This is a genomic window from Brenneria sp. L4-2C (genome assembly GCF_040240335.1).
In the GTDB taxonomy this organism is placed as follows: Bacteria; Pseudomonadota; Gammaproteobacteria; order Enterobacterales; family Enterobacteriaceae; genus Brenneria.
Window position 1 is genome coordinate 1 of sequence record NZ_JBEIAC010000032.1, and the last position, 22,455, is coordinate 22,455.

Below are 22,455 nucleotides of genomic sequence, written 5' to 3' on the forward strand. Positions count from 1 at the left end.
GTTAAAAGAGTACCGGCGTATTGCTACACGCTACGACAAAACGGCGAGAAATTATCTGTCGATGGTGAAACTGGGCTGCATCCGACTCTTTTACAAGAAGTTATGCAATTAAGGGACACAGCCTAGGATCACGTATTTAGATGTGCTGAGCGAGAGTTAAATAATAAAAACCGGGAAGAATTATATTCACCCCGGTTTTTATCTTTCTAATTATGGGAATCGCTGTTCTTGATAACCGTTAGGGAAAACATTTGTGATACTTTCTAACTCATTATTTTTATATTTAAAAATAACATCAAACTCTGAGAATGACGAGTCTTTATGTTCTTTCTGATACACGGTTATTTTCTCAAGAATAGCCTCGTTATATATATAATCAGATATACTACACCCATACATTCCCCAATTTATATCTTTTTTTATTATTGAGTCTACGAAGAGAGATGCAGATATGTTTCTCAATTGCCCTGAGCTTGTAAAATACAGGCGTTCCAAATGACTGTCGCCATAAATACAAAACTCTCTATTGATTATTTTTTCAGACATCCCATATGTTTCAATTAATATAATACGCCCTGACTTGTCAAAATAATAAACATGTGTGTTTTTTATAGCTGATGGTAGTTTATTGAGCTTTCTGCCTTTTTTAAATCCTGCTCTCTCCATCTCATAAGGGCGAAGGTTATATAAAGCACCTTTGCTTATCACAGATTTATTAGAGTTTGATAATATAATAGATGTATATTCAGACAAGTATTTTTCATGATTGGAGCTTACTTCATTATATCTTTTCTCAATCTGGGATAACTCAATCATAATATCTCCTCCAAAAATCAGAAAACACCATTGGCTATTTCTGAATTTATTTTTTTTAGTTCTTTCAAGAAGTCGTCACTATTGTTTATTGACTTCAAACGATCAAATTTTTTCTGCTTATAAGCGTTTGTATGGATACTTGCATGATTAGGTAAAGTATTTCCAGCTGGAAGTTGAACTTTACTATTCGAAGGCAAAAATATTCCATTTTTAGCAGTATTGATATCAATTCCCAGAGTTTTCATTTTATTCTGTAGTGTAACCATTCGTGAATCTGTAGAATTCGACATAATGATATGGTGCGCAGAGTTTTTGAAATTAGGCTCTACTTTACCAGCAGCAACCATATTTACCCTGAGAGCCTTAGCATCACTGGAACAACTTAACCTCCACGGATCAACCCAACCCAAAGCATCCGGTGCATACTGATAAAGATTCAGCCCACCCGCCAGCTCTATCGGATCCTGCGTCGTAAACCGCCCGCTGTCCGGATCGTAGTAACGGAACAGATTATAGTGCAGTCCGATTTCCCGGTCCAGATACTGGCCCTGCATGCGCAGATTTTGGGCGAAGCCGGGCCCCTGAAGCGAGGTTTCGCGTAGCAGTTTTCCCCAGGCGCCGTTTTGGCACTCCCAGCGTAGCCGCCCTTCGGCATCCGTCAGCCGCTCCGGCGTGCCATTGGGCTGGCAGTGGAACCAGAAGATTTCGGGGGAGGCGACGCCGTCGATGCGCGCCAGCGGCTCGTAGCTGCCCGGGTCGGTATACACATACGTTAGCGGAACCTGGTCCTGGATTTCCTGCTACAGCCGGAAGCCCTCCCAGATAAAGCGGGTGGTGACAGTACTTCCCTGTGGTTGCCCTAGAAGTTCCGGTTGCTGTTTCTGCCGACTTACTCGCCGTGGCTGAATCCGATAGAGCGGTTGTGGCTGTCGTCACACGGAACGATAACGCGAAATCATCAGTGTCGGTACATGTGGCAATTACTGGAACAGGTAAATCAATTTATGAATGCCGCCTCGCCATTTTCCGGTAATTAACATGGTCTGGTTTAAAGTAGAGCGGTAATATATGAAGTTATTTAGCCAAAAACACCTATAAGGTAAGATATATATCTTGCAGGTTGGATCTCGGAAAATGTAAAGAATATTAAAACGTTATGCTTATGGAGAGGACATTTACTTTCAAAAAAGCATATCGCTTCTCCTTTATAATTATAATACCCAGACTTTATCGCATTTTCTTTTACGCCTTTAATATGACTTGCAACCTCTTTTTTAAATGACTCGTCCTCCAGATCAAATCGCTTAGAATTGAAAACCGTGAAAACTACCTGACGGCCACAATACGGACAATCAATAAAGTTTTTTTTATGGATAAAATCATTCTCAATACCATCATGCAATAATATAGGTTTTTTTATGAGATTTTTCATTATATTACATTTTCTCATAATTTTTTCAATACTCCATCTCTTATAAGGTCTTCAATAAAGTCATGTGTTTCATATTGCGTACCAATCCCTGTTTTCCCAAATCACGGTATAGCCGGTCCAACTGCAACCTTATAAGGTTTCAATACTTCATAAGTAGATAGTGGTTTTTCTAACGTATGATTTGGAAGGGCTCGCCCTTCAAACGAGGATCCTGCTGGTGACAAGAAAGTCCCTGTATCACGGAAACCACTTCCATCAGTCCACCCACCATAACGATTCACCTTAGTTTCAGGCATGAGAGTTTTTTTAGTTGAAATAACAAAACCACGATTAGGCGGCCAAGCACCATTTCCCATGAATTTCTCTAACGCGTCCCAATCTTGCTTTTTCCATAAAGCGTATGCCTTGGCTGCTTCAGTTCTGGAAGCAAACTGCCGTTTATTTGATTTTGCCTGGAAATCATTCCAACTGTTCTTACATGACAACCCCAACGGGTCGATCCAAGTCAGCGCATTCGGCGCATACTGGTAAAGGTTTAATCCACCAAGTAGCCCAATCGGATCAGGATAAGCAATCTGCCCATCCTCGGGATCGTACTCAGGGCCTTTAAAGAAATCATTTCCACCTAAAGGACTACGAGGTTCAAGTTCCTTGACGCCAGTTATTCTTCAAACTTTAAACCCTCCTGATAATGAATCTTTATTAAGTCACATATCCCTCTCAATAGCCCTGGCTCTCGCTCTGGTTATTGTGATTTCTTTTGCATTACCCGCATGAGGGAAATAATAGGTCGCTAATTAATTAATCTCAAAGGTTCAAGCTTCCATAATGGGTTACACGGGAAGTCCAGAATTAATGTTATTTTTTATAGGGTTTGGAATCATCCCATAGTTGTTCAGCTAACCCGGAAATACGTTCTTCCTCAACCAGTCTATCCCGCCATACTTTCGGGATTCCAGAGTAGCCATACAGAGCCCCTGCAATTTGTCCAGCCGTGGCTGCGACGCTATCGGCATCGTCAGCCAGATTTGCAGCCAATAAAATAGCATCATGAAAATTCGATGTATTCCAAACAGCCCACAACGCTGCTTCAAGCGTGTCAATCACATATCCGCTAGAGCGAATATGTTCCCGGGTTTTATTTTTGTAAATTCCCGCATTAATTAGCGCTGTTCTGGCATTCAAAGGGCAAGTTTTTGTTGCCAGGGCCTCAGATTTTTCCGCGCCATTAAGTAAATGATGCAGTATCATTCCCAGCAGACGGCAGCAGTCCATAGACTCTATCGCTCCATGAGTGGCCTTACCTTGTAATTCAGATTGTGCCAGGGTATGTAGTAAAGAATGACGATGAAAAATAGCAGCAGGAGCCAGACGTATTATTGCCGCGTTTCCAGCTGTGTGCGCATCATTATTACCGAACCACTCATCCCCATGTTGCAGGTAAGCGTCCAGCGCGTGACGAGTTGCATTGCCGATATCAAAACAAATGCCATTCGAACTGTTTGTACCATAGTGATACCAGTTCACTAAACGATTTCTAAAATCGGTCACGTTTAGATCATGGCAGTATACGTAAGTTTCGGCCAGGCAAAGCGCCATAGACGTATCATCTGTCCATTCCCCCGCTTTAAGTTGGAATGGACCACCGCCAGTCATATCATCGACGTATTTTTGGTCGCGAGGTAAAAACTCAAGCGTGGTGCCAACTGCATCACCTGCCGCAAGGCCGACAAGAGAGCCTTTCGCTCTGTCCAGTAATTTTTCTTCACTCAGCTGCGGCCCGACGGAATGTAGCCAGTCTGGTAAATCGGACGGTTCGCTAAGCCACCGATTATAATCCAGGTGCAGACCACATTCTTCCTGAAAAGCCTGATGATAACCATCAGGTATTACGTATGGGTAATTCTCATGAATAAAATTTTTTAAAGAGGAAACATCTGTATGCAAATCTAACAAAATAACCTCCAACTAGATAGCGTGTATGGTGTGGACTCTGGTCGAACATAACCAGACATACTAAAAAAACATATCAGTGTCAGACCGTACTAAATGATATGAGTTGATAAATATCTAATACGAGTCATCTATGAAATTAAATCATCAGCACCATTACCTTTCATTATTAAATCATAAAGACTATTAGAGATGAAAACAGTATCCTCAATATCAAGATTTCTGAATCATACTTTATATAGACCATAACCATCACCTTCTGTTGCATAAAATATTACCTGACCCCCTTAGTCATCACCTATGGCTATTGCATCAGGAATATATTTTTGAATATGGTAAGATTCATTCATCTCAATACATCCTTCAGCGCCCATATTCTAATATATGACTCGCTTTGTACTAAAATTTTAGCTTCTGAAACTTGAGATATAAAAAATGTACTCTTCAGGAATATCTTTTTCTGAGAAAAAATCTCGCATTTTTTTATTTCTTCATCCGAAGAACCTGGATTTTCAACTTCCAATTTGAAGCCTTCATGAAGTTTCGATATATTAATCCCCATATAAACTATATCCTGTTATAAGGAACCTTTAACTTACATTAATGCGCCATCAATATAAAATGTTCGGCGCATACTGGTTCAGGGCGGTGCCTCTAATTAGTTGAATCTGATGTATAATGCTCGCTTTTTGAGATTCTCGAATGGCCAGTGTTCATGTTCGTTGCCCCGTTGTCAGTCCGCTTAGGTTTATCGCCATGTTCAGACCCCTAAGGGACACGACAGATTCCGCTGTCGTGATTGCCATCGCGTGTTTCAGCTTACCTACCGCTATGAAGCGCGAAAGCCGGGAGTCAAAGAGCAAATCGTCGATATGGCCTTCAACGGCGCTGGCGTTCGTGATACAGCCAGAACCCTGAAAATCGGTATGATAACGAGAGATGACTGGGGCAGTTATGCCAGAGAGGTGCCGAAGGAGAACCATCTGACCGGCAAAATATTTACTCAGCGCATTGAACGTAACAACCTGACGCTGAGAACCCGAATAAAAGGCTCGCCCGGCGAACTCTCTGCTTCTCACGCTCTGTAGAACTACACGAAAAGGTCATTGGCATCTTCATCGAAAATTCATGTTCTACTAATTGGACGCATTACCTGTTTCGGTATGACAAAATTTCTAATAAAATATTTTAGCATGGTAATTCTATTAAATATTGACGGAGTCGTTTAATTAACTCGGGATCATTTAGGCAATCTAAAGGACGAATATTTTCAAGCATTTTTGCTTTTCGCTTCATCCATTCAAGCCCTCCTTTTAAACCTATTTTCCCATTTATAACGATAGCCATGTCGCATGCACCGTTCATTTTTTCTGTTAAAATATCCACATCTGCATTGGAATATACCTCATTAAAGGATTTGACAAGGTCATTCCATGCATTATCACCAATGTAATCCAATTCTAATCCCATATTAAAACCGTCAAAATGATATTAAGTTTGTACCCGTCGGCTTACGGGCAGAAGGTGTGGCCATTATACCAGAATAAATTTCAGGCCGTTACTGTGAAGATATTCGGTAAAGTAAAACCTGAGTCGGTGGAAAATTGCTGGTTCTTCCGAAGCCTTAAAATGGAATGCATAATGGATTGTTGATTCGTAAATTCTAACGAAGCTATAAGCGCGATAACGAATTACACCACGGGATATTATAGCCAACTCAGCCTCCATCAATATAATGGCAGTTTGACGCCGAATGAATCAGAACAATTTTTCTTGAAAAACTCTAAAGCTGTGGTCAGTTTTTGTTGACCCCTACAAAGAGCCTTCCTTTGGACTTTCTTACTGCAAGAACGTGGTACCCTGATTCACCAACTACCATACATTTCGGCAACCCTACGGAACGATCCAACTGAGCGGATTCGGCGCATAAGCGTACGGGTTCAACCCCCCGTCAGCCCTATCGGGTCATAGGGACGATCCCTGCACCGTCATCTTTTTTAACGCGTCTAGCTCTCTGATATAGATAGCTTTTTAAAGAACGTTTTTTACAGTATTAACCGCATCTTAACCCACAGGCCCCGACGCGCACTTTTGGCCCGTACACGCTACCGCCGCACCGTGACTTTTCCTGTCTGCACGTCCCGCATCATAACAACACGCCGTACCGCTGGCATTACCTGTTTTTATTACGTCAACCCGTGACGGGGCCGCACAATACGTCAGCGGTAGGCCGCCCCGGATTTCCTGCAACAGCCGGAAGCCCTCCCAGATAAAACGGGGGGTGACTGGTTTTCCCTGCGGCTCCCCGTGCTGCGTCTGCCAGCGGGTCTTGCTGATGCGCCGCTCCAGCGAGTCATAGCGGAAGCTGACGTGAACCTGCGGCGCATTGTGGTGCCGGAGGCCAGCACCACCGCGTCAAGCTTCCCTTGGTCGGTGAGAATTTCCGTGCCGCCTTTTACCGCCTGCAACTGATTGACTATCCCGATAGATTACTTTCTTGGAAAATCAGTTGCTCTATAAAAATTATTATTTATGGGATGAAAGCTCCCATCTTCTGCGCCAGCGTCGGTATATAGAGAAAAATCATCTCTGCTGATTTTAAATCTAAATAAAGTTATTGATGTGTTAGGGTCTCCTCCGCAAATTGCATAGCGTTTATTTTCCCTGACAGTAACAATATAATATTCATTATCTGATGTTTCATCGTAATCATAAGCTAGGCAGTGGTCTCGTAATGTTGTTAGCTTATTATCACGAATGGCTCTATTTACAGATAAAATAGATTTATTTTCAATGTCTTGTGTTTTTTCTGATGCATGTATGCCTATAGGCGACTCAGATTCGGCAATAGCGCTGTAACTCAGCGTGTTAATACTCAAAAACATAATGCATGTCAATACGGTAAATTTAATCTTACATAACATATTTCATCGCCTTTAATCGAATTCTGTTAAGTTTTGAGAAGTGATGATTTTTTCGGAATTTTTGCATAGTTAGGATCTGTAGCATATCCTGTTTTGGCAATTTTATCGATAAAATCATTAGGGCTATCAACGGAATCAAATGCTGCTTTATATCGCGGGTTGGTTTTTAAAAAACGCCCATAATCATCTGTGGATTCAGCGAAATCATTGTATGAACGAAAACTATCGGTGATTGATATCCTTTTGCCATTTATTACTTCTGATGTTTTAAATGACACACTAGTTTCCGAAGTGGATTTTCCTTTAATCCCAAGCCAGGCGTTGTTTTTTACATGTTGTCCCCATCCTGTTTCTTGAGCAGATTGCGCCAATGTTACAGAAACAGGAATCCCCCAGTCCTGATTTACCTTTTTTGCAGCTTCTAAATTAGAACCAATAAATTTCTGAATATGTGCAGGTCGAGGTTTTGAAAGTGTCATTTTCTTATCGGCAGTGGAGGATTTGGTTTTGGGGCCAGCAGACTTTTTCCCACTCTGCGCCTGTTGCTTGACCGCTGGTGGAGATATGGCCGTCGCCTTCCACAAACAGGTTAAAGCCGGTACCCACCAGATTGATCTGTCCGCCCGCCTGAAGTTCGATGGCGCTTTTGCCGCACACCAGCCGCAGCATGGTGCCGGAGGCCAGTTCGTACTTTTCCACCACCGCGTCAAGTTTCCCTTGGCCGGTGAGAATTTCCGTGCCGCCTTTTACCGCCTGTAACTGATTGGCTTCCACGCGGTGGCGCTCGTTTTTGCGCACGTAATGGCTGTGGTTGCTGCCGATGGAGCGGGTAGCGTCATTCTATTCACTAATTTTCAGATAGATAAACTTTTATTGCTGAGACCATATTCCTTTTGCATGCAAAATAATTTTATTGTTAGATATTATCATTAAGCTGTTGTCTATTTTACTTAGCAAGTATTTTGTTTCTTTGTTTTCAAATCTATAGCTTAAAATTTCAGAATTATTATTACAGTTTTCTCTTATGGAAATTCCTGATAAATTCAATGTTGAACCATCTGATTTTCTTTTCCCTTCATATGTAAAACTATTACAAGTGTAAATATTGTTATTGCAATCTGGTGATATTTTTACCAGGTGCTTATCTGTTTCAAAATATGAAACGTGTTCGAGGGGGGAGGTTTGATTTCTATTTTTTTTACAAAACTCATATCCTCAAATCTTGATGCCCAATTCTTGATATTATTTTGAATGGCTTCAGAACTAGCAACATTAGTTCGATATTGAATTGTTTCGTTACGTGGGGTTACCCATGCAGTATATAGTCTACCATCGGGATAAATCACAAATGCAGAAGCATTATATAAATAAAGATCTTTCAACCATCCTTCAACAAATAAGCCGTGATCTGTCAATTTATGGGGTTCCCCATAAAAATCAAAGTTAGATATAAAAGCATTGTAATCTTCTTTAAGTAAGTTTTTTAATAGAGTTTGAATTTCACTATTTTCTGATATTTTTGAAACTTCATCTAACGTGTCGTATTTTGATAATTCATCAATTTCCTGCGCGAAAATTGATGTGTTGCACGTGAGGAAGAAAAATAAAATAGCATAAATAAATTTTTTCATAACTTGCTAGCCATCCTATAACTCAATTAGATAGTTTTAAAAACTCTTTTGCTTCTTTGGCATGTCTTTTCTGTAAGCCATCACCATAATGATCCCACCAGTTATATGTTTTTCCTCCCTTGCTGGTACTTGAATCTCCATATATTTTTATATCATATGCAACTCGGGCTTCTTTTAGCGACTCCTGAAAATCCTTAGCATCCATAGATTCAATATAGTTAATTGCTTGTGGTGTAAGTTTAGCTGATTTTACAATATTTCCAGATTCCATGGAATTTAAGATGGCTTGCGCGCCACCCACACCACGCATATGAGCAAGGGACATTACGGCCGCTTGCTTTCCTGGATCGGTAAAGTTAAGCGCTCCCGCGTTGCTTGCGCTTTCGCTCATGTATTTTTTTACGACCGCGAATTCTTGCTCGCTTCTTACTCCATACGTATTTCTTGCTGCAAGAATTTCGCCATAAGCAGGGCCATTTCCTTTTCTAAAACCATAAACTTCAGGACGATTGGCTTGTTCTTTTTCAATGCCTTCAGGTTTCACTATATATTTCAAGATATTATCATCAATGATTCTAGTCTTGGTTTGCGCTGATGCGCTTGTTTAGGCTGGCTTTGCCTTTTTCCCACTCTGCGCCTGTTGCCTGACCGCTGGTGCGGCGGCGCCTTTATTATTCTCCTTTTCCGGCGAGAAGTGCGCCTCCACCGCCGCATTGATATTCGACTTATGATCCGGTCCCGGTGCGGAAGTTCCCGGTTGTGCGCCGGACGTATTCAGATGCAGCTTGCCGCTGCTGGTGGAGATATGGCCGTCGCCTTCCACATACAGGTTAAAGCCGGTGCCCACCAGATTGATCTGTTTGCTCGCCTGAAGTTCGATGGCGCTTTTGCCGCACACCAGCATCCGCATGGTGCCGGAGGCCAGCACCACCGCGTCAAGCTTCCCTTGGCCGGTGAGAGTTTCCGTGCCGCCTTTTACCGCCTGCAACTGATTGGCTTCCACGCGGTGGCACTCGTTTTTGCGCACGTAATGGCTGTGGTTGCTGCCGATGGAGCGGGTAGCGTCATTTTTCACGCTCACGTCCATATTCCGCTCGGCATGCAGCCACACCTATTCTTCGCCAGCCTTGTCCTCAAAGCGCAGGGCGTTGGCGTTGTCCAGCGAGCCGTCTTTCGAACGGCTCATAAAGCCCATCTGCGTAGCGGCGGCCGGCAGCGCCCACGGCGGCATGCTGGCTTCGTTATAGACGCGGCCGGTGATAATCGGGCGGTCGGGGTCGCCGTTGATAAAGTCAGTCACCACTTCATTGCCGACGCGCGGTATCTGTACGCCGCCAAATCCCTGGCCCGCCCAGGCGCTGGAGACCCGCACCCAGCAGGCGCTGGTGTCGTCGCCCTTGGCCAGCCGGTCCCAGTGGAATTTGACCTTGACCCGGCCGTATTTGTCGGTCCAGATGGATTCGCCTTCGGGCCCCACCACTTTTGCCGTCTGCGGCCCGTAGGTGCGCGGCCAGAGGGTGACCTTGCCGTGAGGTAGCGGTTGGCGAGCAGGGGCTGGGTGGGCAGAGTGAAGGTAACGGGCTGGCCGAGCAACTGGCTGCGGTCGATACGGGCGTCGGTGCCGAGGAGGGGGAGGGCAAAAGAAAAGGATTCGGACAACGCTTCGTTGCCGTCGAGCTTCCAGAAAAGCAGGCCCTCCACGGGCAACTGTGCGGTGATACGGTTGAGCATAGTGTTCAATCCATGTAAGTGGAGAATGTCGGCGTTCTACTTGGTTGATACAACACATTGAAAAAGAAATTAGGAAAATCCAGATTTCCTTGTGTTTTTTATGTTTAATAAATGGTAAACAGGCTTGATGGGTCAGATACTGTGGCCAACGTTAGCTGACCACGAAAAGGCCGGGTGAAAAAAACTTGGCGACGTAAGTATGGATACATGCTTACAAACCAGACTCTCTTATCTTGAGTAAATACTGACGTCACCGGAAAATCATAGCTATTATTAACGTCCATAAAAATCCCGTAAACTTAGTAAGTTGTACCCAGCCATATGCCGTAAAAAATCAGTATGCTCCCCGCGGAGACAAAACATTTTGCAAGTATCAAAAGCGCCGGGCCAAAATTGTTTGAAAGGGATGATAATTTTGCATAATTTTCAGCGGTATTATGCTGCTGATGGAAGTCCAGCATTCTGCTGAACATGGTGCAAAGCATTACCACGAGGAACTTCATTGCCCATACAGCTAGAAGAGACGTTGAGAGGATAAGCGTTACATATTTTGCAGTGGGTAGGGATATGACTGGCCATACAGTCAGAATGCTTTTTAACACCAGACTGAATGCAGCAGTAACTATAAATATTCTAAAGAGTTTTAACATAAAATGTAACCATTCTCTTTTATTAAAATTGTCTTTTCCATTCCAGATATAGACTAATGTAATTGCCCAGAAAGTGATAAATCCCAGCCATGCCATAATGTTTTAGTTTCCATGCAGTTTTGTTGGTTGACAATGTCCTGGCAGAGCAGGGTCTCTTTTGATTAAAGAATAAAGATCATTCAAACTTGATTTCCATATATGTTCCTGCTGTTTTTGTATTGTTTTATCTATATATTCTTTTTTTACCTCCTCCGTTAACTCTTCTTTTTCATACGGTGGTTCAAAATTTTTCATGGACTTAACATTGACTATAAATTCACCGATCACCATTTCTCCTTCTACCTTAATTTTTTTACCGTCATCATCCAGGATGATATAAGAATTCGTTCCGATTATTTTCATTTTAATCCTCAGTTATCATCCCGTTATTAGCAAGCGGATTTTTGAGTTAATCCCCGTAAGGAAATAAAAATGGAATATTCTTCTGGATGCATTTCAGACCGAGAGGGTCGATCCAACTGAGTGGATTCGGACCGCAAGCATAGAGGTTAATACCACCTTCCAGCCCTATCGGATCCTGACTAACAAACCTCCCCGCATCCGCATCATAGTAGCGAAACAGGTTATAGTGCAACCCGGTTTCCGCATCAAAATACTGCCCCTGATAGCGCAGCGGCTGGTGTACCGGCGTCTCGCGTCTTTCCTCCACCCGCCGCCCGAAAGCGTCGTAGCCGTAAGTCGCGCGCTGTCGCATGTTGTTGCGTTGCGTTTCCGCCTCGCTTAATTGGTGCCGATCGCTTCCGGTTTTTATCTATTTATTCATCAGATTATTAACTTCATCACTGGTTAGATTAAAAACTTCTATAGTATTAGTTTTTATATTCAAATCATAATCACTATTTAATTTAATTAACCATTTATAAAAGTCCAAAAAATATCTTTCATTGTCTTTTGTCACTTCCATAAATCCATTATCCATATGAGATAATTCTAATGATTCTATAAGATTAAAAAATATCTTTTTATTTTCGATCAGATCATTCTTTTCAACCTGCATTAACATTTTTATTAAAAATAATTCATCTGATATATTCATTATTGTTGGCATATCAGAGAGTCTTGACTTTATCTCACTGATTTTCATTTCATCTCCTTAGAATGGAGAACCATCAAGAGGAATGTGAGCACCATTTGGATCAGACTTGAACGTTCCCCATGAACCATCCGTTCTAACCACCTCTTTTGTAGAGATATTTCTAATGCTGGCCGTTGGACCTTGCGCGGCATTTGATGTTGGGAATTTAGCTGCTGCTGCCGGATTTGCTCCATGGATCATTTCCCTATGTATTAGGCACCCCATTTTGGTTGGCCCACGCTTCTATATCTGCATGGTTTATTCTGCCATTATTCACTAATTCAGAAGGGTCAGTAGGACGCCGAGTGAAACGAACTGTTTCGCTATCACGCCACCGTCTCGGTTTTTGATCAAAATGGCAACCTGCGAGCCCCAGAGGGTCAATCCAAGTGAGTGGATTTTTGACATACGCATAAAGGTTAAGACCACCTAAGCCCTATCGGACCAAGTGCAACACTCCATCCGATATTAGGGTCGTACTACCGGTTACTTATAGTAAGTAACCTTCATAACGTCGTCATAGTGTAAGAAATTGCTTACGCTACCGGCATATTTCTTTATGGCATTCGCATTAAACACTCCCGAAGGCGCCTGAGTAACTCGGGATCATCAAGACAGTCTAAGGGTCTGATGTTGTCAAGCATAGGTACTTCCTGTTCTATCCACCATTCTCCTTCTTTTATCCCTCTTTTTCCGTAAATAACGATTGCTAAGTCAAGGGAGCCATTGAGTTTACTAGATAAAATACGTGCATTTTCATCTAGATAATCCTCAGCGTAGAGCTTTACAAAGTCATTCCAGTCAGCGTCACCAGAATAATACCTTTCTAGTCTATGCATATTAAAATCCGAAGAAAGCAATCAAATTTGAACCAGTGAGATTTCGTGCTGAAGGAGCTAATATCCCGTCATATCCTTGAGACTTAGCCCATGCTCCAATCTGATGAGTAACATCATATTCACTTCCAGTAATATCTTTTAAGAATACACCGAGTTGATCCCTGACATTTGAACGTGTCAGATCCGAGACATTATTGAGCTGCACTTTTTTGCTGGTTAGCTCACGAGTAGATAAATCAACTTTCCATGCATTAACTTCAGCAAGAACTGTTTTCCGAAAGTTTGCGCCATACACACCACCCAAACCTGTTCCTGTTGCCCCTACATTCCATTTATGTACTGTCCATGTTGTACTCATCCTGTCTGGCTCTTCAAATCTGTAGACAGTCCGATTAACCTTCCTACCTTTTGGCGGATTAGAACACTTCATCAACCCCAGCGGATCGATCCACATAAGAGGATTCGGCGCATAAGCGTAGGTATTTAATCCCCCCGCCAGCCCTATTGGATCAGGCGCAATAATCTATCCGACTTTCGGATCATACTACCGGTTACGGTTGTAAATTACCTTTATCTTGCCGTCATAGTTCAAGAAATCGCGCATGCTACCGCCCGCAGCCGAAAAAGTTGACTATGGCTAAGACGCATTCTAAGTCAGACGACGTGGTAAATAAAGCAGCTAAAACATAACGTTACTACACGGTGGGATATGCCCCGCACAAACCTGTTGCAAACAGGTTTGAACAGTTTTAACTGGCCCACAGGGCGAGCCTCAGAATGAGGCGAGTAAAACGGCAGAGCCGACCCGTTCCCGTCCGCTATCAACCTCAAGGGCCGCTGGCTCGAAGAGTCAGGTTTTATGGCCGGGATGCCGATCTGAAGTGGTTTACTGAATTTGGCCACCTGAACAGAGGTGATATGCTCACCTCAGAACAACACAGGTGCTCCAATGAAAAGAAGAAATTTTAGTCCTGAATTCAAACGCGAATCTGCTCAGCTGGTTGTCGATCAAAACTACACCGTCTCTGATGCCGCTAAGGCTATGGATGTAGGTCTTTCCACGATGACGAAATGGGTCAAACAACTGCGTGATGAGCGTCAGGGCAAAACGCCAAAAGCTTCCCCGATAACGCCGGAACAAATCGAAATACGTGAGCTCAGGAAGAAGATGCAACGTATTGAAATGGAAAACGAAATATTAAAAAAGGCTACCGCGCTCTTGATGTCAGACTCCCTGAACAGTTCTCGATAATCGGGAAACTCAGGGCGCGTTATCCTGTGGCCACACTCTGCCATGTGTTCGGGGTTCATCGCAGCAGCTACAAATACTGGAAAAACCGTCCTGAAAAGCCAGACGGCAGACGGGCTATATTACGCAGTCAGGTACTTGAGCTGCATGGCATCAGCCACGGTTCGGCCGGAGCAAGAAGCATCGCCACAATGGCAACCCAGAGAGGCTACCAGATGGGGCGCTGGCTTGCTGGCAGGCTCATGAAAGAGATGGGACTGGTCAGTTGCCAGCAGCCGACTCACCGGTATAAACGTGGCGGTCATGAGCACGTTGCTATCCCGAACCATCTTGAGCGACAGTTCGCCGTAACGGAGCCCAACCAGGTGTGGTGCGGTGATGTGACCTATATCTGGACAGGTAAACGCTGGGCGTACCTCGCCGTTGTTCTCGACCTGTTCGCAAGAAAACCAGTGGGTTGGGCAATGTCGTTCTCGCCGGACAGCAGACTCACCATGAAAGCGCTGGAAATGGCATGGGAAGCTCGCGGTAAGTCCGTCGGGGTGATGTTCCACAGCGACCAGGGTAGTCATTATACAAGCAGGCAGTTCCGGCAGTTACTGTGGCGATACAGGATCAGACAGAGTATGAGCCGGCGCGGAAACTGCTGGGATAACAGCCCAATGGAGCGCTTCTTCAGGAGTCTGAAGAACGAATGGGTGCCGGTGACGGGTTACGTAAGCTTCAGCGATGCAGCTCACGCCATAACGGACTATATCGTTGGATATTACAGTGCACTAAGACCGCACGAATATAATGGTGGGTTACCACCAAACGAATCGGAAAACCGATACTGGAAAAACTCTAACGCGGTGGCCAGTTTTTGTTGACCACTACAATCACCGTTACCGTTGAGTGAGGAAGACTGATGATTGAGACGGAGATTAATCTCTGATCGTTGCACTAAACAGCAGGTAAAAAATAGCCGGAAGGATCGTTTAGAACGCTTCCAGCTTTTTATTTTCAGTAGGCTACTTTAAATCATTTGGCTTCCAATAGGTTATATTTTCCATCGCTCTTTCAATATCATCCATATCATCATCCCCTAGTTCAAGATTAAATTTTTCAGTGATCGTTCCTCTTATCTTAGCTAGCCTTTTGGTAATCTCGTTTTCATCAATAAATTTTGTGGTTTCTTCACAATACAATGCTCTATTTTCAGCATTAATTTCCCCATCAGGGTTGTCATAATAATGACGGGCAATATCCCTTAACGAGATGAGCATATACTCCACTTCAATCAGAATATTGATTGCTTCTTCTCCCGATAGAGATATTTCCTTGTTGTTTTTTAGTAAATTCAAATTACTTCCTTCTAAATATTTTAGGGTCATCTAGTTTAACATCGCCCTTAACTGTCAACTCATCTATATGATAACGAGGGTTCCTCACCCACTCTAAAGAATCTGTTGGCACATCTGTCTCTATATAATCTCGACCACGGCCACGACCTATTTGATATTTGGTTTCTGCTTAGACTGAACTCAGAGGCTTATTTTTTTGCAGGCTCTACATAAACACGATTATTATCATGATCTCTTATTACGCCGCTTTCCTCGATCGCATCAGAACCCTTCCTATTTGTATAATGACGAACACGATTTTTTTCAGTTGAACACTTCGCCAACCCTAACGGATCGATCCAAGTTAACGCATTCGGCGCATACTGATAAAGGTTAATTCCCCCCGCCAGTCCTATTGGATCATGCTGGGTAAATCTGCCGATATCCGGATCGTAGTAACGGAACAGATTGTAGTGCAGTCCGGTTTCGCGATCCAGGTATTGGCCCTGCAGGCGCAGGTTTTGAGAATAATCCAACGTCTGCTGGTTTTCCCCATAGCTTAACTTGCCCCAGGCGCTGCTGTGGCCTTGCCAGCGCACGGTGCCGTCGCTGTCCGTCAGGCTTTCCGGTTCGCCGTTGGGCGCATTATGAAAATAAAACACCTGTGCATGCGCTATGCCGTCAATACGCGCCAGCGGCTCATAGTTGCCCTGATCGGCAGGCAGTATGAGTGCAAAAGAGTGCTGTTATGATAATGCCTGTGCAGAAAGCTTCTTTCCCTCACTGAAGGTGGAATGCATCCACGGTGAACACTTCGCAAGCCGTGAAATAATGCGAAGCACAGTGTTTAATTATATCGAGTGTGATTACAATCGCTGGCGCCGTCACAGTGCCTGCGGCGGTCTCAGCCCGGAACAATTTGAAAACCAGAACCTCGCTTAGGGCGGTGTCCACATTACGTGGGTAGGATCAGATCAATGATGCTATGAGTAGGCACTGGCTGAGGCGAGGCTTTCGCCCCGGTAGCAGTTGAAAAGGCGGAAAGATAGTGAGATCTTTCCGCCTTTTTCACAGATAAAATTAATTACTCCGGATATATCATAATGGTGCCTTCCGGAGTGTTTTCAGTAATTCGGAATGTTGGTTTAATTTCGATAGTATAATAATGTTCAATATATGTATCTAGCCACATACGATGCTCTATATTCGTAATTACATTATCTCTGTAAAGGTATTTTTTTTCCGAAAATTTATCATCATATGAATAAAGATAAGAGCTGGTTATTTTATTGCTATCTAACTTCACTAATATGACATTATTTAGGCTTGCATCATCCTTATTCTCTAGAACACTTCCAAATATCAATCCAATTATTTCATTATTTTTTCTAAGATAAAATTTTCTGTACACAATCCATTTCTTTTTCCTCTCCATAAACTTGGAGTACCTTAATTCACTAATGATATTATTGTTAACATCCAAGAAATAGTTTTGTCTATTAACTGCTGGGGAAGATTCTTTTTTAATAAGCATTTTACCAGGCTGGCACCCCTGTAATTCACAACTATATGGCTCTAAAGAGTAAGCTGGCATTACTCCCACTCCCCATAGTCGCTCTACAGCATTATCCCTTAACCAAACCTTAAGTTCAGGATATTTTCCCCTATATTCATTGAATATATCATTTAAATATTTTTTCATGTTTCTCACTCATTGCGCCATAGGGAAGGTTATTCCATTTTCAAGTGCGGTTTTAATTGAGGCCAATCCTGTTTCAAAATCCTCTTTGGTTTTGACACCTTTTAATGTTTCCCAAACATGCTGTTTATAAGCATTTCCATGAACACCCTCACCACCATGAGCAGTGGCTTTTGTATTAGGTAGTCTAGAGTTTGAGTTTTTCGGCAACCAAACTCCATTTTTTGCATCATTAATATCAAGACCCCAATTATCCATTTTCCTTCTTAACCAGCGCATACGTACATCTTTAGAATTAGACATAACCATATGATGGGCGCGGTAATTTACCGTTGGTCTATTACCTAAATTATCACCTAGTATTTTTGCATCCGTCGAGCAACTTAACCCCCACGGATCAACCCAATCCAAAGCATTCGTCGCATACTGATAAAGATTCAGCCCACCCATCAGCCCTATCGGGTCCGGCTGAGTAAATCTACCGCACTGTGGGTCGTAGTACCTGAACAGGTTATAATGCAACCCGGTTTTCCGGTCAAGGTATTGCCCCTGATAACGCAGGTTTTGCGGGGTTTCCAACGCTAGCGGGGTGCTTTCGCTGCGGATTTCACCCCAAGTGGAAAACTGTCCTTGCCATACCAGGTTGCCGTGCTCGTCTGTCATGCGCTCCGGCAGACCGTTCAGTTCGGTATGGTACCAGTAGACCTCGCTGCTTTCGCCTACGCTGTCGACGCGTGCCAGCGGTTACCAACTGTCTTCATGGTAGATATAGCGGGTGGCATGCTTCGGGCGCAGGCTGCTCTGTTCACCCATCATTCGCAGGCCATTCCAGTGGAACGTCACGGTTTCCGGCGTGCCGTGGTGCGGGTAGAGGACCTTCTGCGTGCGGCGCCCGGCATAGTCGGTTTGCGCCAGCAGGCGATCGCCGTTGTCATAATCGAACTGCCAGCGATCGCGGTTGGGGTTGAGCAGGGCGGTCATGCGGCCGAAGCGGTCGTACTGATAGCCAGAAGGCGCTTGGGATCGCTTCCAGCTTTGTTTTATTCTTATTTACATTACAGTCTGATTAACTCTTTAATATCGTTTGTACTGTTTTCGCCAATTCTTAGTGACAATATTATTTTATCATCATCTTTTTTGAAACTAATATCATAATCTCCAGGCGCCAGATCTAAAAAAACACCTGACATGTAATCGGAACCATCAGGTTCAAGACCACCACCACTGGTATCTTCTCCAGCACCAATATATATTTTTCCTGACGGCACCTTCAGCGATAAGGTACTATAATTTCCTTTTATATCATCATGGATCTCTACAGTATAATCACCATCTTCGCCGAGGTTTAAAAATAATATATTTCCTTTATTAATTTCATCAAGTTCATCTTCAGGGATACTCCACCAATCTGGATCATCACTAATCCTATGCTTAAGAGAAGCTAAATCAAAAATAGACAACGTCGCAGTGTCCGTTGTAAATGAAAATTTTTTAATCATCATCACCTCTACTGGAATATTATTTCGCTGAATGTGTCACCCGACTGAAGACCAGCTTTTCTACCTGCGTTTTTCAAAGAGCTACCAACACTTTTATTTATAGATTCGTTAAGCATTTGTAATCTATGAGTTGGTGAACCACCAATAATTAAATCTACAGGGTGATCAGCATTTAACTTCGTCAAATCCGGAGACTTACCAAAAATTCTTTCGTATCGCGCAGATACTGCTTGTCTGTAAGAGCTTTGTACTGAAGATATCCTTACATCATGAGTACCTGGTGACCAAATCAACTCTCCGCGCTGGGCTGCACGGGTTAGAGCGTTTTGTTTCTTCATGAACTGCCTTTCGAGATAATCTCTTTCAGCACTCGTTAAGTTTTGGTTTCTCAAAATCTTGGGCTTATTAACCGTTAATGATGTACCAGTTGAACACTTCGTCAACCCCAGCGGATCAACCCAGCTCAACGGGTTAGGTGCGTAACTGTACTGGTTTAAGCACCCCATCAAACCTATCGGATCCTGCGTAGTAAACCGCCCTACCTGCGGATCATAGTAACGAAACAGATTATAGTGCAACCCGCTCTCGTTATCCTGATATTGCCCGGTATAACGCAGGGGTTGATCGTAAGCCAATCCCTGGCGTTTCGCGGCCCCGTCCACCGTCTGGCCTTTCACCTTACCCAGGGTGTCGTACTGCCCCGACCAGCACAGCCGGCCCCCGGCGTCCGTCACCTCCAGCGGCGCGCTGTTCAGGTCGGTATGCAGCCAGTAAATATCCGCCTGCGCATTCGCCCCGGCCTGCTCAAGGGACACCAGAGGACTCCCGGGCTGGCCGGATCATAACACCAGCTCCTGCGCGTGTCGTTGTCCCGCACCTCCTGCATATCCAACGGTAAAGACACCCCGGCAATTAAATTAAGCGGTAAATGGCTGAGAGAGGCGGGATTTAATACCGGCACCGGCTTAACGGTAAAAATTGCGGGGGATTGTATTGTGTTGATACCTGATAACCCGCACGAGCAGGCGCTGCGGGAGCAACTGGCGCAGGTTAAAGGCGTGCTCAGTCAGATTAAGCAGGATATATTGAGTTAAATATAATGACCGGGAAGATAAGAGATATTTTCCCGGGCATTAACTTACTTGCTCAAATAAACCGAAGGTCCAGTAAGATTAATATGCGAACATTTAAAAGTAATATTAAAATCATCACCAGTAATCTTTATCTTACTACCACTTTTATGTATATCAAAACTTATTTCTGCTTTCATATTCTTTGATATTCCAGAAATAATCACTTCTGACACACCAAGACAGTAAAGACCAACCCTGCACCGGTTGAACTCCTTACCCCATTTTATAGGAGGTTTATCGGGTAAGACATCTATAAGATCAAAGCTAATAATGATAGTTGGACCATCACGTTTAATTTCTATATCAAACAAATCAATATAACCAACCTCAGGTGGTTTAGAAAAAACACGTATCATTAACTCATTACAAGGCAATTCAGTCCAATACATTCTTCACCTCTATACTTTCAATAACTATAGTGATCATAAGTTCCTGAAACACTTCCCGTTCTTGTGTTATCCGAAGGTCTTATATTTATATGTGGCCCTTGATCACCAATGCCACCTTGACCATATTGGTGACCTGAAGAATGATCTTGAATAATAACCTTTGAACCATCAGGTCTTGTATAGTGATATTCCCGTATCCATATTGGTTTCTTTGTTGAGGGGTCTAATACTGGTTCGCCGTATTTATCCGTCATCATGACCTGATCATATTGCTGCATTCTTTGATTTTTTACATTAAAGACACGATCTGGCTGTTGGTTCATAGGTATACCAGCATCTATTTTGGCTGCTCTTAACGCTTCATTTCGCGATTTAAATTGAGCACTACATCCTGCCAGTCCTAACGGATCGACCCATGTAAATGGGTTTTTGACGTAAGCGTAGAGTTTCAATCCACCCGCCAGCCCTATCGGATCCGGCAGGGTAAACCGCCCGCACTGCGGGTCGTAGCACCTGAACAGGTTATAATGCAACCCGGTTTCCCGGTCAAGATACTGTCCCTGAAATCGCAGATTTTGCGGGCCGTTCAGCCGGCCGGGGTGGCTTTCATATTCAGTTTCGCCCCAGCCGCATTCCGCTCCACAGGAAGGTGATGACCTCCGCATCGGGCCGGCCTCGCCGTGACGGCGCAGGATTTTGTGCGTGCGCCGGCCCAGCGCGTTGTAGCGGTACTCCGCGCGGCGGTATTCGGGGTGGCCCTCCAGAGGGGGCTACCACCCGCCGACGAGAAAGTTGACTATGGCTGACGCGCATTCTACGCCAGATACCCCCGTTTTTAAAATCTCTCAGCCGGAGCGCTATCAGCGTGTCGGCTACCGGCCCAACAGGGGCGACACCTCCGTGCCCGCTATCAATATCAGCGGCAAGTGGCTACAGGAAGCTGGGTTCAGCACCGGGCAGCCACTCAAGCTGCGCGTGATGCCGGGCTGCATTGTCATTACTGTGCAGGATATTCGGGAGCGGTGGCGCTGTCTGGAAGAATTAAGCCGGGAACCGTTTGATGAACGTGCCGCCGCTGACTGGCTCAACCGCTTTCCCGGCGGACTGGATCTGGCGGGGATAATGGGGAGTGACTGATCGATAATAAAAAATCCGGAAGGATCGTAGGATCATTTCCGGCCTTTGCGACTCAGTTTTATTATTCTTTAATCATTTTCCATGCATTATTCAATTTCTGTATTTCCATGAATAAAGATTTATCATCAAGGTCATATTTATCTCTTAAATCGGGATCAGGACAATAGCTATCCAAAGCCGTGAATACAGAGTCAATATATCTTTGATTTTCTTCGCTAAGAATAATATTGCTATCTCTATGTTGTCTCCAAAGTGTTAGATATTTAGCCTCTAATTCAGATGCAACCAAATCCTGCCTGAGATAACTTTCTATTAAATCAAATAATTCAGACGCACTATTGCTAATACACATTACCTAACTCCAATAAATCAGCAAGTTGCCGATCAGACAATTTCCATCCAGATATAAAATTGCCATTAATATCCGTCATGAAATTAATTTTTGTTTCAGGATTAAAATAATGGATCTCATCATCTTTCCAGCGATACTTACCGGTTATTGATGTGGTTGTTGGCATTTTAATATGTCGTCTAATAGCATTTTCAAATAACTCTAAACCTTGCTTATTAACATTTCCAGAAACTCCAAAATCTATAGCATGTTTAAACTTCTTCTGTAGCTGCTTCTGAGAAAAAATAACTGAGCACCCAGCCAACCCCAGCGGATCAACCCACGTAAGCGGATTCAGCGCATAAGCGTAGTTGTTTAATCCACCAAGTAGCCTTATCGGATCAAGAACAGAAATCTGATCTTGCCCAGCGACGGTGGACACTGCCTTAAGCGAGGTTTCTTTCCTCAAATTGCACCGGGCTTAGCCCGCCGTTGGCACTATGCCGTCGGTGCCGATTGTAGTCTATCTCGATATACTCGAATACCGCCGATTTCATCTCCTCCCGCGTGTTGAACCTCTCACCG

Annotated in this window: 27 protein-coding genes and 14 pseudogenes; 10 read left to right on the plus strand and 31 right to left on the minus strand. The window is 43.7% G+C overall.

Going from position 1 to position 22,455, the window contains the following annotated elements:
• Positions 1 to 112 (plus strand): annotated as a pseudogene (locus ABRZ26_RS23775) (IS5/IS1182 family transposase); the annotation flags it as partial.
• Between the two features lie 98 nt (positions 113 to 210).
• Here ABRZ26_RS23775 and ABRZ26_RS23780 read toward each other — a convergent pair.
• Positions 211 to 816, minus strand: a complete 606-nt coding sequence (locus tag ABRZ26_RS23780) for a hypothetical protein (RefSeq protein WP_319606543.1) — start codon at positions 814 to 816, stop codon at positions 211 to 213.
• 17 nt (positions 817 to 833) lie between these two features.
• Positions 834 to 1,718, minus strand: a pseudogene (locus tag ABRZ26_RS23785) (RHS repeat-associated core domain-containing protein); the annotation flags it as partial.
• On the opposite strand from ABRZ26_RS23785, the pseudogene ABRZ26_RS23790 reads away from it, so the two are divergent.
• Positions 1,680 to 1,853 (plus strand): annotated as a pseudogene (locus ABRZ26_RS23790) (transposase); the annotation flags it as partial. The pseudogenes ABRZ26_RS23785 and ABRZ26_RS23790 overlap by 39 nt on opposite strands.
• 41 nt (positions 1,854 to 1,894) lie before the next feature.
• Here ABRZ26_RS23790 and ABRZ26_RS23795 read toward each other — a convergent pair.
• From ABRZ26_RS23795 to tri1, 3 genes and pseudogenes are all read right to left on the minus strand, one after another.
• Positions 1,895 to 2,248: a hypothetical protein gene (locus ABRZ26_RS23795; RefSeq protein ID WP_319606544.1), complete on the minus strand. Its 354-nt coding sequence runs from the start codon at positions 2,246 to 2,248 to the stop codon at positions 1,895 to 1,897.
• Positions 2,249 to 2,349: 101 nt separating this feature from the next.
• Positions 2,350 to 2,844 (minus strand): annotated as a pseudogene (locus ABRZ26_RS23800) (glycohydrolase toxin TNT-related protein); the annotation flags it as partial.
• 262 nt (positions 2,845 to 3,106) lie between these two features.
• A complete protein-coding gene (tri1, locus tag ABRZ26_RS23810) occupies positions 3,107 to 4,207 on the minus strand; it encodes an ADP-ribosylarginine hydrolase Tri1 (RefSeq protein ID WP_413556443.1) in 1,101 nt (366 codons plus the stop codon).
• A gap of 665 nt (positions 4,208 to 4,872) precedes the next feature.
• Between tri1 and ABRZ26_RS23815 the strand changes: the two are divergent.
• Positions 4,873 to 5,393, plus strand: a pseudogene (locus ABRZ26_RS23815) (IS1 family transposase).
• Here ABRZ26_RS23815 and ABRZ26_RS23820 read toward each other — a convergent pair.
• On the minus strand, positions 5,390 to 5,671 hold the full coding sequence (locus ABRZ26_RS23820) for a hypothetical protein (protein ID WP_319606547.1): 282 nt from the start codon (positions 5,669 to 5,671) through the stop codon (positions 5,390 to 5,392). The pseudogene ABRZ26_RS23815 and the gene ABRZ26_RS23820 sit on opposite strands and share 4 nt — an antisense overlap.
• Positions 5,672 to 5,803: 132 nt before the next feature.
• Between ABRZ26_RS23820 and ABRZ26_RS25160 the strand changes: the two are divergent.
• Together ABRZ26_RS25160 and ABRZ26_RS23825 are read left to right on the plus strand one after the other, a co-directional pair.
• Positions 5,804 to 6,010: pseudogene (locus tag ABRZ26_RS25160) on the plus strand (IS3 family transposase); the annotation flags it as partial.
• Positions 6,011 to 6,508: 498 nt separating this feature from the next.
• Positions 6,509 to 6,673 carry a hypothetical protein gene (locus ABRZ26_RS23825; RefSeq protein ID WP_319606548.1) on the plus strand — a complete coding sequence of 55 codons (165 nt, stop codon included), beginning with the start codon at positions 6,509 to 6,511 and terminating at the stop codon, positions 6,671 to 6,673.
• Between the two features lie 17 nt (positions 6,674 to 6,690).
• Here the strand turns inward: ABRZ26_RS23825 and ABRZ26_RS23830 are convergent, their stop codons facing one another.
• From ABRZ26_RS23830 to ABRZ26_RS25165, 13 genes and pseudogenes are all read right to left on the minus strand, one after another.
• A complete protein-coding gene (locus tag ABRZ26_RS23830) occupies positions 6,691 to 7,125 on the minus strand; it encodes a hypothetical protein (protein WP_319606549.1) in 435 nt (144 codons plus the stop codon).
• A 26-nt stretch (positions 7,126 to 7,151) separates the two neighbouring features.
• Positions 7,152 to 7,604: a glycoside hydrolase family 73 protein gene (locus ABRZ26_RS23835; RefSeq protein WP_319606550.1), complete on the minus strand. Its 453-nt coding sequence runs from the start codon at positions 7,602 to 7,604 to the stop codon at positions 7,152 to 7,154.
• Positions 7,605 to 7,671: 67 nt separating this feature from the next.
• Positions 7,672 to 7,965 (minus strand): annotated as a pseudogene (locus tag ABRZ26_RS23840) (type VI secretion system tip protein VgrG); the annotation flags it as partial.
• 290 nt (positions 7,966 to 8,255) lie between these two features.
• Positions 8,256 to 8,756 (minus strand): hypothetical protein, encoded by a 501-nt coding sequence (locus ABRZ26_RS23845; RefSeq protein WP_319606551.1) that lies wholly within the window; start codon positions 8,754 to 8,756, stop codon positions 8,256 to 8,258.
• 22 nt (positions 8,757 to 8,778) lie between these two features.
• Positions 8,779 to 9,312 carry a hypothetical protein gene (locus ABRZ26_RS23850; RefSeq protein WP_319606552.1) on the minus strand — a complete coding sequence of 178 codons (534 nt, stop codon included), beginning with the start codon at positions 9,310 to 9,312 and terminating at the stop codon, positions 8,779 to 8,781.
• A 48-nt stretch (positions 9,313 to 9,360) separates the two neighbouring features.
• Positions 9,361 to 10,275, minus strand: a pseudogene (gene tssI, locus ABRZ26_RS23855) (type VI secretion system tip protein TssI/VgrG); the annotation flags it as partial.
• 511 nt (positions 10,276 to 10,786) lie between these two features.
• Positions 10,787 to 11,233: a hypothetical protein gene (locus ABRZ26_RS23860; protein ID WP_319606553.1), complete on the minus strand. Its 447-nt coding sequence runs from the start codon at positions 11,231 to 11,233 to the stop codon at positions 10,787 to 10,789.
• 6 nt (positions 11,234 to 11,239) lie between these two features.
• Positions 11,240 to 11,539: an Imm74 family immunity protein gene (locus ABRZ26_RS23865; RefSeq protein ID WP_319606554.1), complete on the minus strand. Its 300-nt coding sequence runs from the start codon at positions 11,537 to 11,539 to the stop codon at positions 11,240 to 11,242.
• An 88-nt stretch (positions 11,540 to 11,627) separates the two neighbouring features.
• Positions 11,628 to 11,867 (minus strand): annotated as a pseudogene (locus ABRZ26_RS23870) (RHS repeat-associated core domain-containing protein); the annotation flags it as partial.
• A gap of 81 nt (positions 11,868 to 11,948) precedes the next feature.
• Positions 11,949 to 12,281 carry a hypothetical protein gene (locus ABRZ26_RS23875; protein ID WP_319606555.1) on the minus strand — a complete coding sequence of 111 codons (333 nt, stop codon included), beginning with the start codon at positions 12,279 to 12,281 and terminating at the stop codon, positions 11,949 to 11,951.
• Positions 12,282 to 12,829: 548 nt separating this feature from the next.
• Entirely contained in the window at positions 12,830 to 13,111 is a 282-nt protein-coding gene (locus ABRZ26_RS23880) for a hypothetical protein (RefSeq protein ID WP_319606556.1), read from the minus strand.
• A 1-nt stretch (position 13,112) separates the two neighbouring features.
• Positions 13,113 to 13,469 (minus strand): RES family NAD+ phosphorylase, encoded by a 357-nt coding sequence (locus ABRZ26_RS23885; protein ID WP_319606557.1) that lies wholly within the window; start codon positions 13,467 to 13,469, stop codon positions 13,113 to 13,115.
• 60 nt (positions 13,470 to 13,529) lie between these two features.
• Positions 13,530 to 13,655: pseudogene (locus tag ABRZ26_RS25165) on the minus strand (RHS repeat domain-containing protein); the annotation flags it as partial.
• 276 nt (positions 13,656 to 13,931) lie between these two features.
• Between ABRZ26_RS25165 and ABRZ26_RS23895 the strand changes: the two are divergent.
• Both ABRZ26_RS23895 and ABRZ26_RS23900 read left to right on the plus strand, forming a co-directional pair.
• Entirely contained in the window at positions 13,932 to 13,991 is a 60-nt protein-coding gene (locus ABRZ26_RS23895) for a SymE family type I addiction module toxin (RefSeq protein WP_413556445.1), read from the plus strand.
• A 69-nt stretch (positions 13,992 to 14,060) separates the two neighbouring features.
• A protein-coding gene (locus ABRZ26_RS23900; RefSeq protein ID WP_319606558.1) for an IS3 family transposase occupies positions 14,061 to 15,229 on the plus strand; the annotation gives its coding sequence in 2 pieces (ribosomal slippage) (positions 14,061 to 14,310 and positions 14,310 to 15,229; 1,170 coding nt in all).
• Between the two features lie 141 nt (positions 15,230 to 15,370).
• Here ABRZ26_RS23900 and ABRZ26_RS23905 read toward each other — a convergent pair.
• Positions 15,371 to 15,703 (minus strand): hypothetical protein, encoded by a 333-nt coding sequence (locus ABRZ26_RS23905; RefSeq protein WP_319606559.1) that lies wholly within the window; start codon positions 15,701 to 15,703, stop codon positions 15,371 to 15,373.
• A 275-nt stretch (positions 15,704 to 15,978) separates the two neighbouring features.
• Positions 15,979 to 16,401 (minus strand): annotated as a pseudogene (locus ABRZ26_RS23910) (RHS repeat-associated core domain-containing protein); the annotation flags it as partial.
• Position 16,402: 1 nt separating this feature from the next.
• Here ABRZ26_RS23910 and ABRZ26_RS23915 point away from each other — a divergent pair.
• A pseudogene (locus ABRZ26_RS23915) lies at positions 16,403 to 16,624 on the plus strand (IS3 family transposase); the annotation flags it as partial.
• Between the two features lie 142 nt (positions 16,625 to 16,766).
• Here ABRZ26_RS23915 and ABRZ26_RS23920 read toward each other — a convergent pair.
• From ABRZ26_RS23920 to ABRZ26_RS23940, 5 genes and pseudogenes are all read right to left on the minus strand, one after another.
• Positions 16,767 to 17,384, minus strand: a complete 618-nt coding sequence (locus ABRZ26_RS23920) for a hypothetical protein (RefSeq protein WP_319606560.1) — start codon at positions 17,382 to 17,384, stop codon at positions 16,767 to 16,769.
• A gap of 9 nt (positions 17,385 to 17,393) precedes the next feature.
• The gene (locus ABRZ26_RS23925; protein ID WP_349830382.1) at positions 17,394 to 18,122 is read right to left on the minus strand and encodes an RHS repeat domain-containing protein; all 729 of its coding nucleotides are present in this window, start codon (positions 18,120 to 18,122) and stop codon (positions 17,394 to 17,396) included.
• A 3-nt stretch (positions 18,123 to 18,125) separates the two neighbouring features.
• Positions 18,126 to 18,362, minus strand: a complete 237-nt coding sequence (locus tag ABRZ26_RS23930) for a hypothetical protein (protein WP_413556442.1) — start codon at positions 18,360 to 18,362, stop codon at positions 18,126 to 18,128.
• A 74-nt stretch (positions 18,363 to 18,436) separates the two neighbouring features.
• Positions 18,437 to 18,883, minus strand: a complete 447-nt coding sequence (locus ABRZ26_RS23935; RefSeq protein ID WP_319606561.1) for a DUF6386 family protein — start codon at positions 18,881 to 18,883, stop codon at positions 18,437 to 18,439.
• 5 nt (positions 18,884 to 18,888) lie between these two features.
• A pseudogene (locus tag ABRZ26_RS23940) lies at positions 18,889 to 19,766 on the minus strand (RHS repeat-associated core domain-containing protein); the annotation flags it as partial.
• Between ABRZ26_RS23940 and ABRZ26_RS25170 the strand changes: the two are divergent.
• Positions 19,741 to 19,974 (plus strand): SymE family type I addiction module toxin, encoded by a 234-nt coding sequence (locus tag ABRZ26_RS25170; protein ID WP_319611854.1) that lies wholly within the window; start codon positions 19,741 to 19,743, stop codon positions 19,972 to 19,974. The pseudogene ABRZ26_RS23940 and the gene ABRZ26_RS25170 overlap by 26 nt on opposite strands.
• 44 nt (positions 19,975 to 20,018) lie before the next feature.
• Here ABRZ26_RS25170 and ABRZ26_RS23950 read toward each other — a convergent pair whose 3' ends face one another.
• Positions 20,019 to 20,402, minus strand: coding sequence for an immunity 50 family protein (locus ABRZ26_RS23950; RefSeq protein WP_319606562.1), 384 nt, complete (start codon positions 20,400 to 20,402; stop codon positions 20,019 to 20,021).
• Between the two features lie 17 nt (positions 20,403 to 20,419).
• Positions 20,420 to 21,028 (minus strand): annotated as a pseudogene (locus ABRZ26_RS23955) (HNH/endonuclease VII fold putative polymorphic toxin); the annotation flags it as partial.
• 172 nt (positions 21,029 to 21,200) lie between these two features.
• On the opposite strand from ABRZ26_RS23955, the gene ABRZ26_RS23960 reads away from it, so the two are divergent.
• Positions 21,201 to 21,539, plus strand: a complete 339-nt coding sequence (locus ABRZ26_RS23960) for a SymE family type I addiction module toxin (RefSeq protein WP_319606563.1) — start codon at positions 21,201 to 21,203, stop codon at positions 21,537 to 21,539.
• 61 nt (positions 21,540 to 21,600) lie between these two features.
• Here the strand turns inward: ABRZ26_RS23960 and ABRZ26_RS23965 are convergent, their stop codons facing one another.
• The 3 genes from ABRZ26_RS23965 to ABRZ26_RS23975 form a co-directional block, all read right to left on the minus strand.
• The gene (locus ABRZ26_RS23965; protein WP_319606564.1) at positions 21,601 to 21,891 is read right to left on the minus strand and encodes a colicin immunity domain-containing protein; all 291 of its coding nucleotides are present in this window, start codon (positions 21,889 to 21,891) and stop codon (positions 21,601 to 21,603) included.
• Entirely contained in the window at positions 21,881 to 22,339 is a 459-nt protein-coding gene (locus ABRZ26_RS23970; protein ID WP_319606565.1) for a colicin D domain-containing protein, read from the minus strand. Before ABRZ26_RS23970 ends, ABRZ26_RS23965 begins: the two co-directional genes overlap by 11 nt.
• On the minus strand, positions 22,317 to 22,455 hold a 139-nt coding region (locus ABRZ26_RS23975), incomplete at its 5' end, for an IS3 family transposase (RefSeq protein ID WP_319602909.1). The genes ABRZ26_RS23975 and ABRZ26_RS23970, both read right to left, overlap by 23 nt.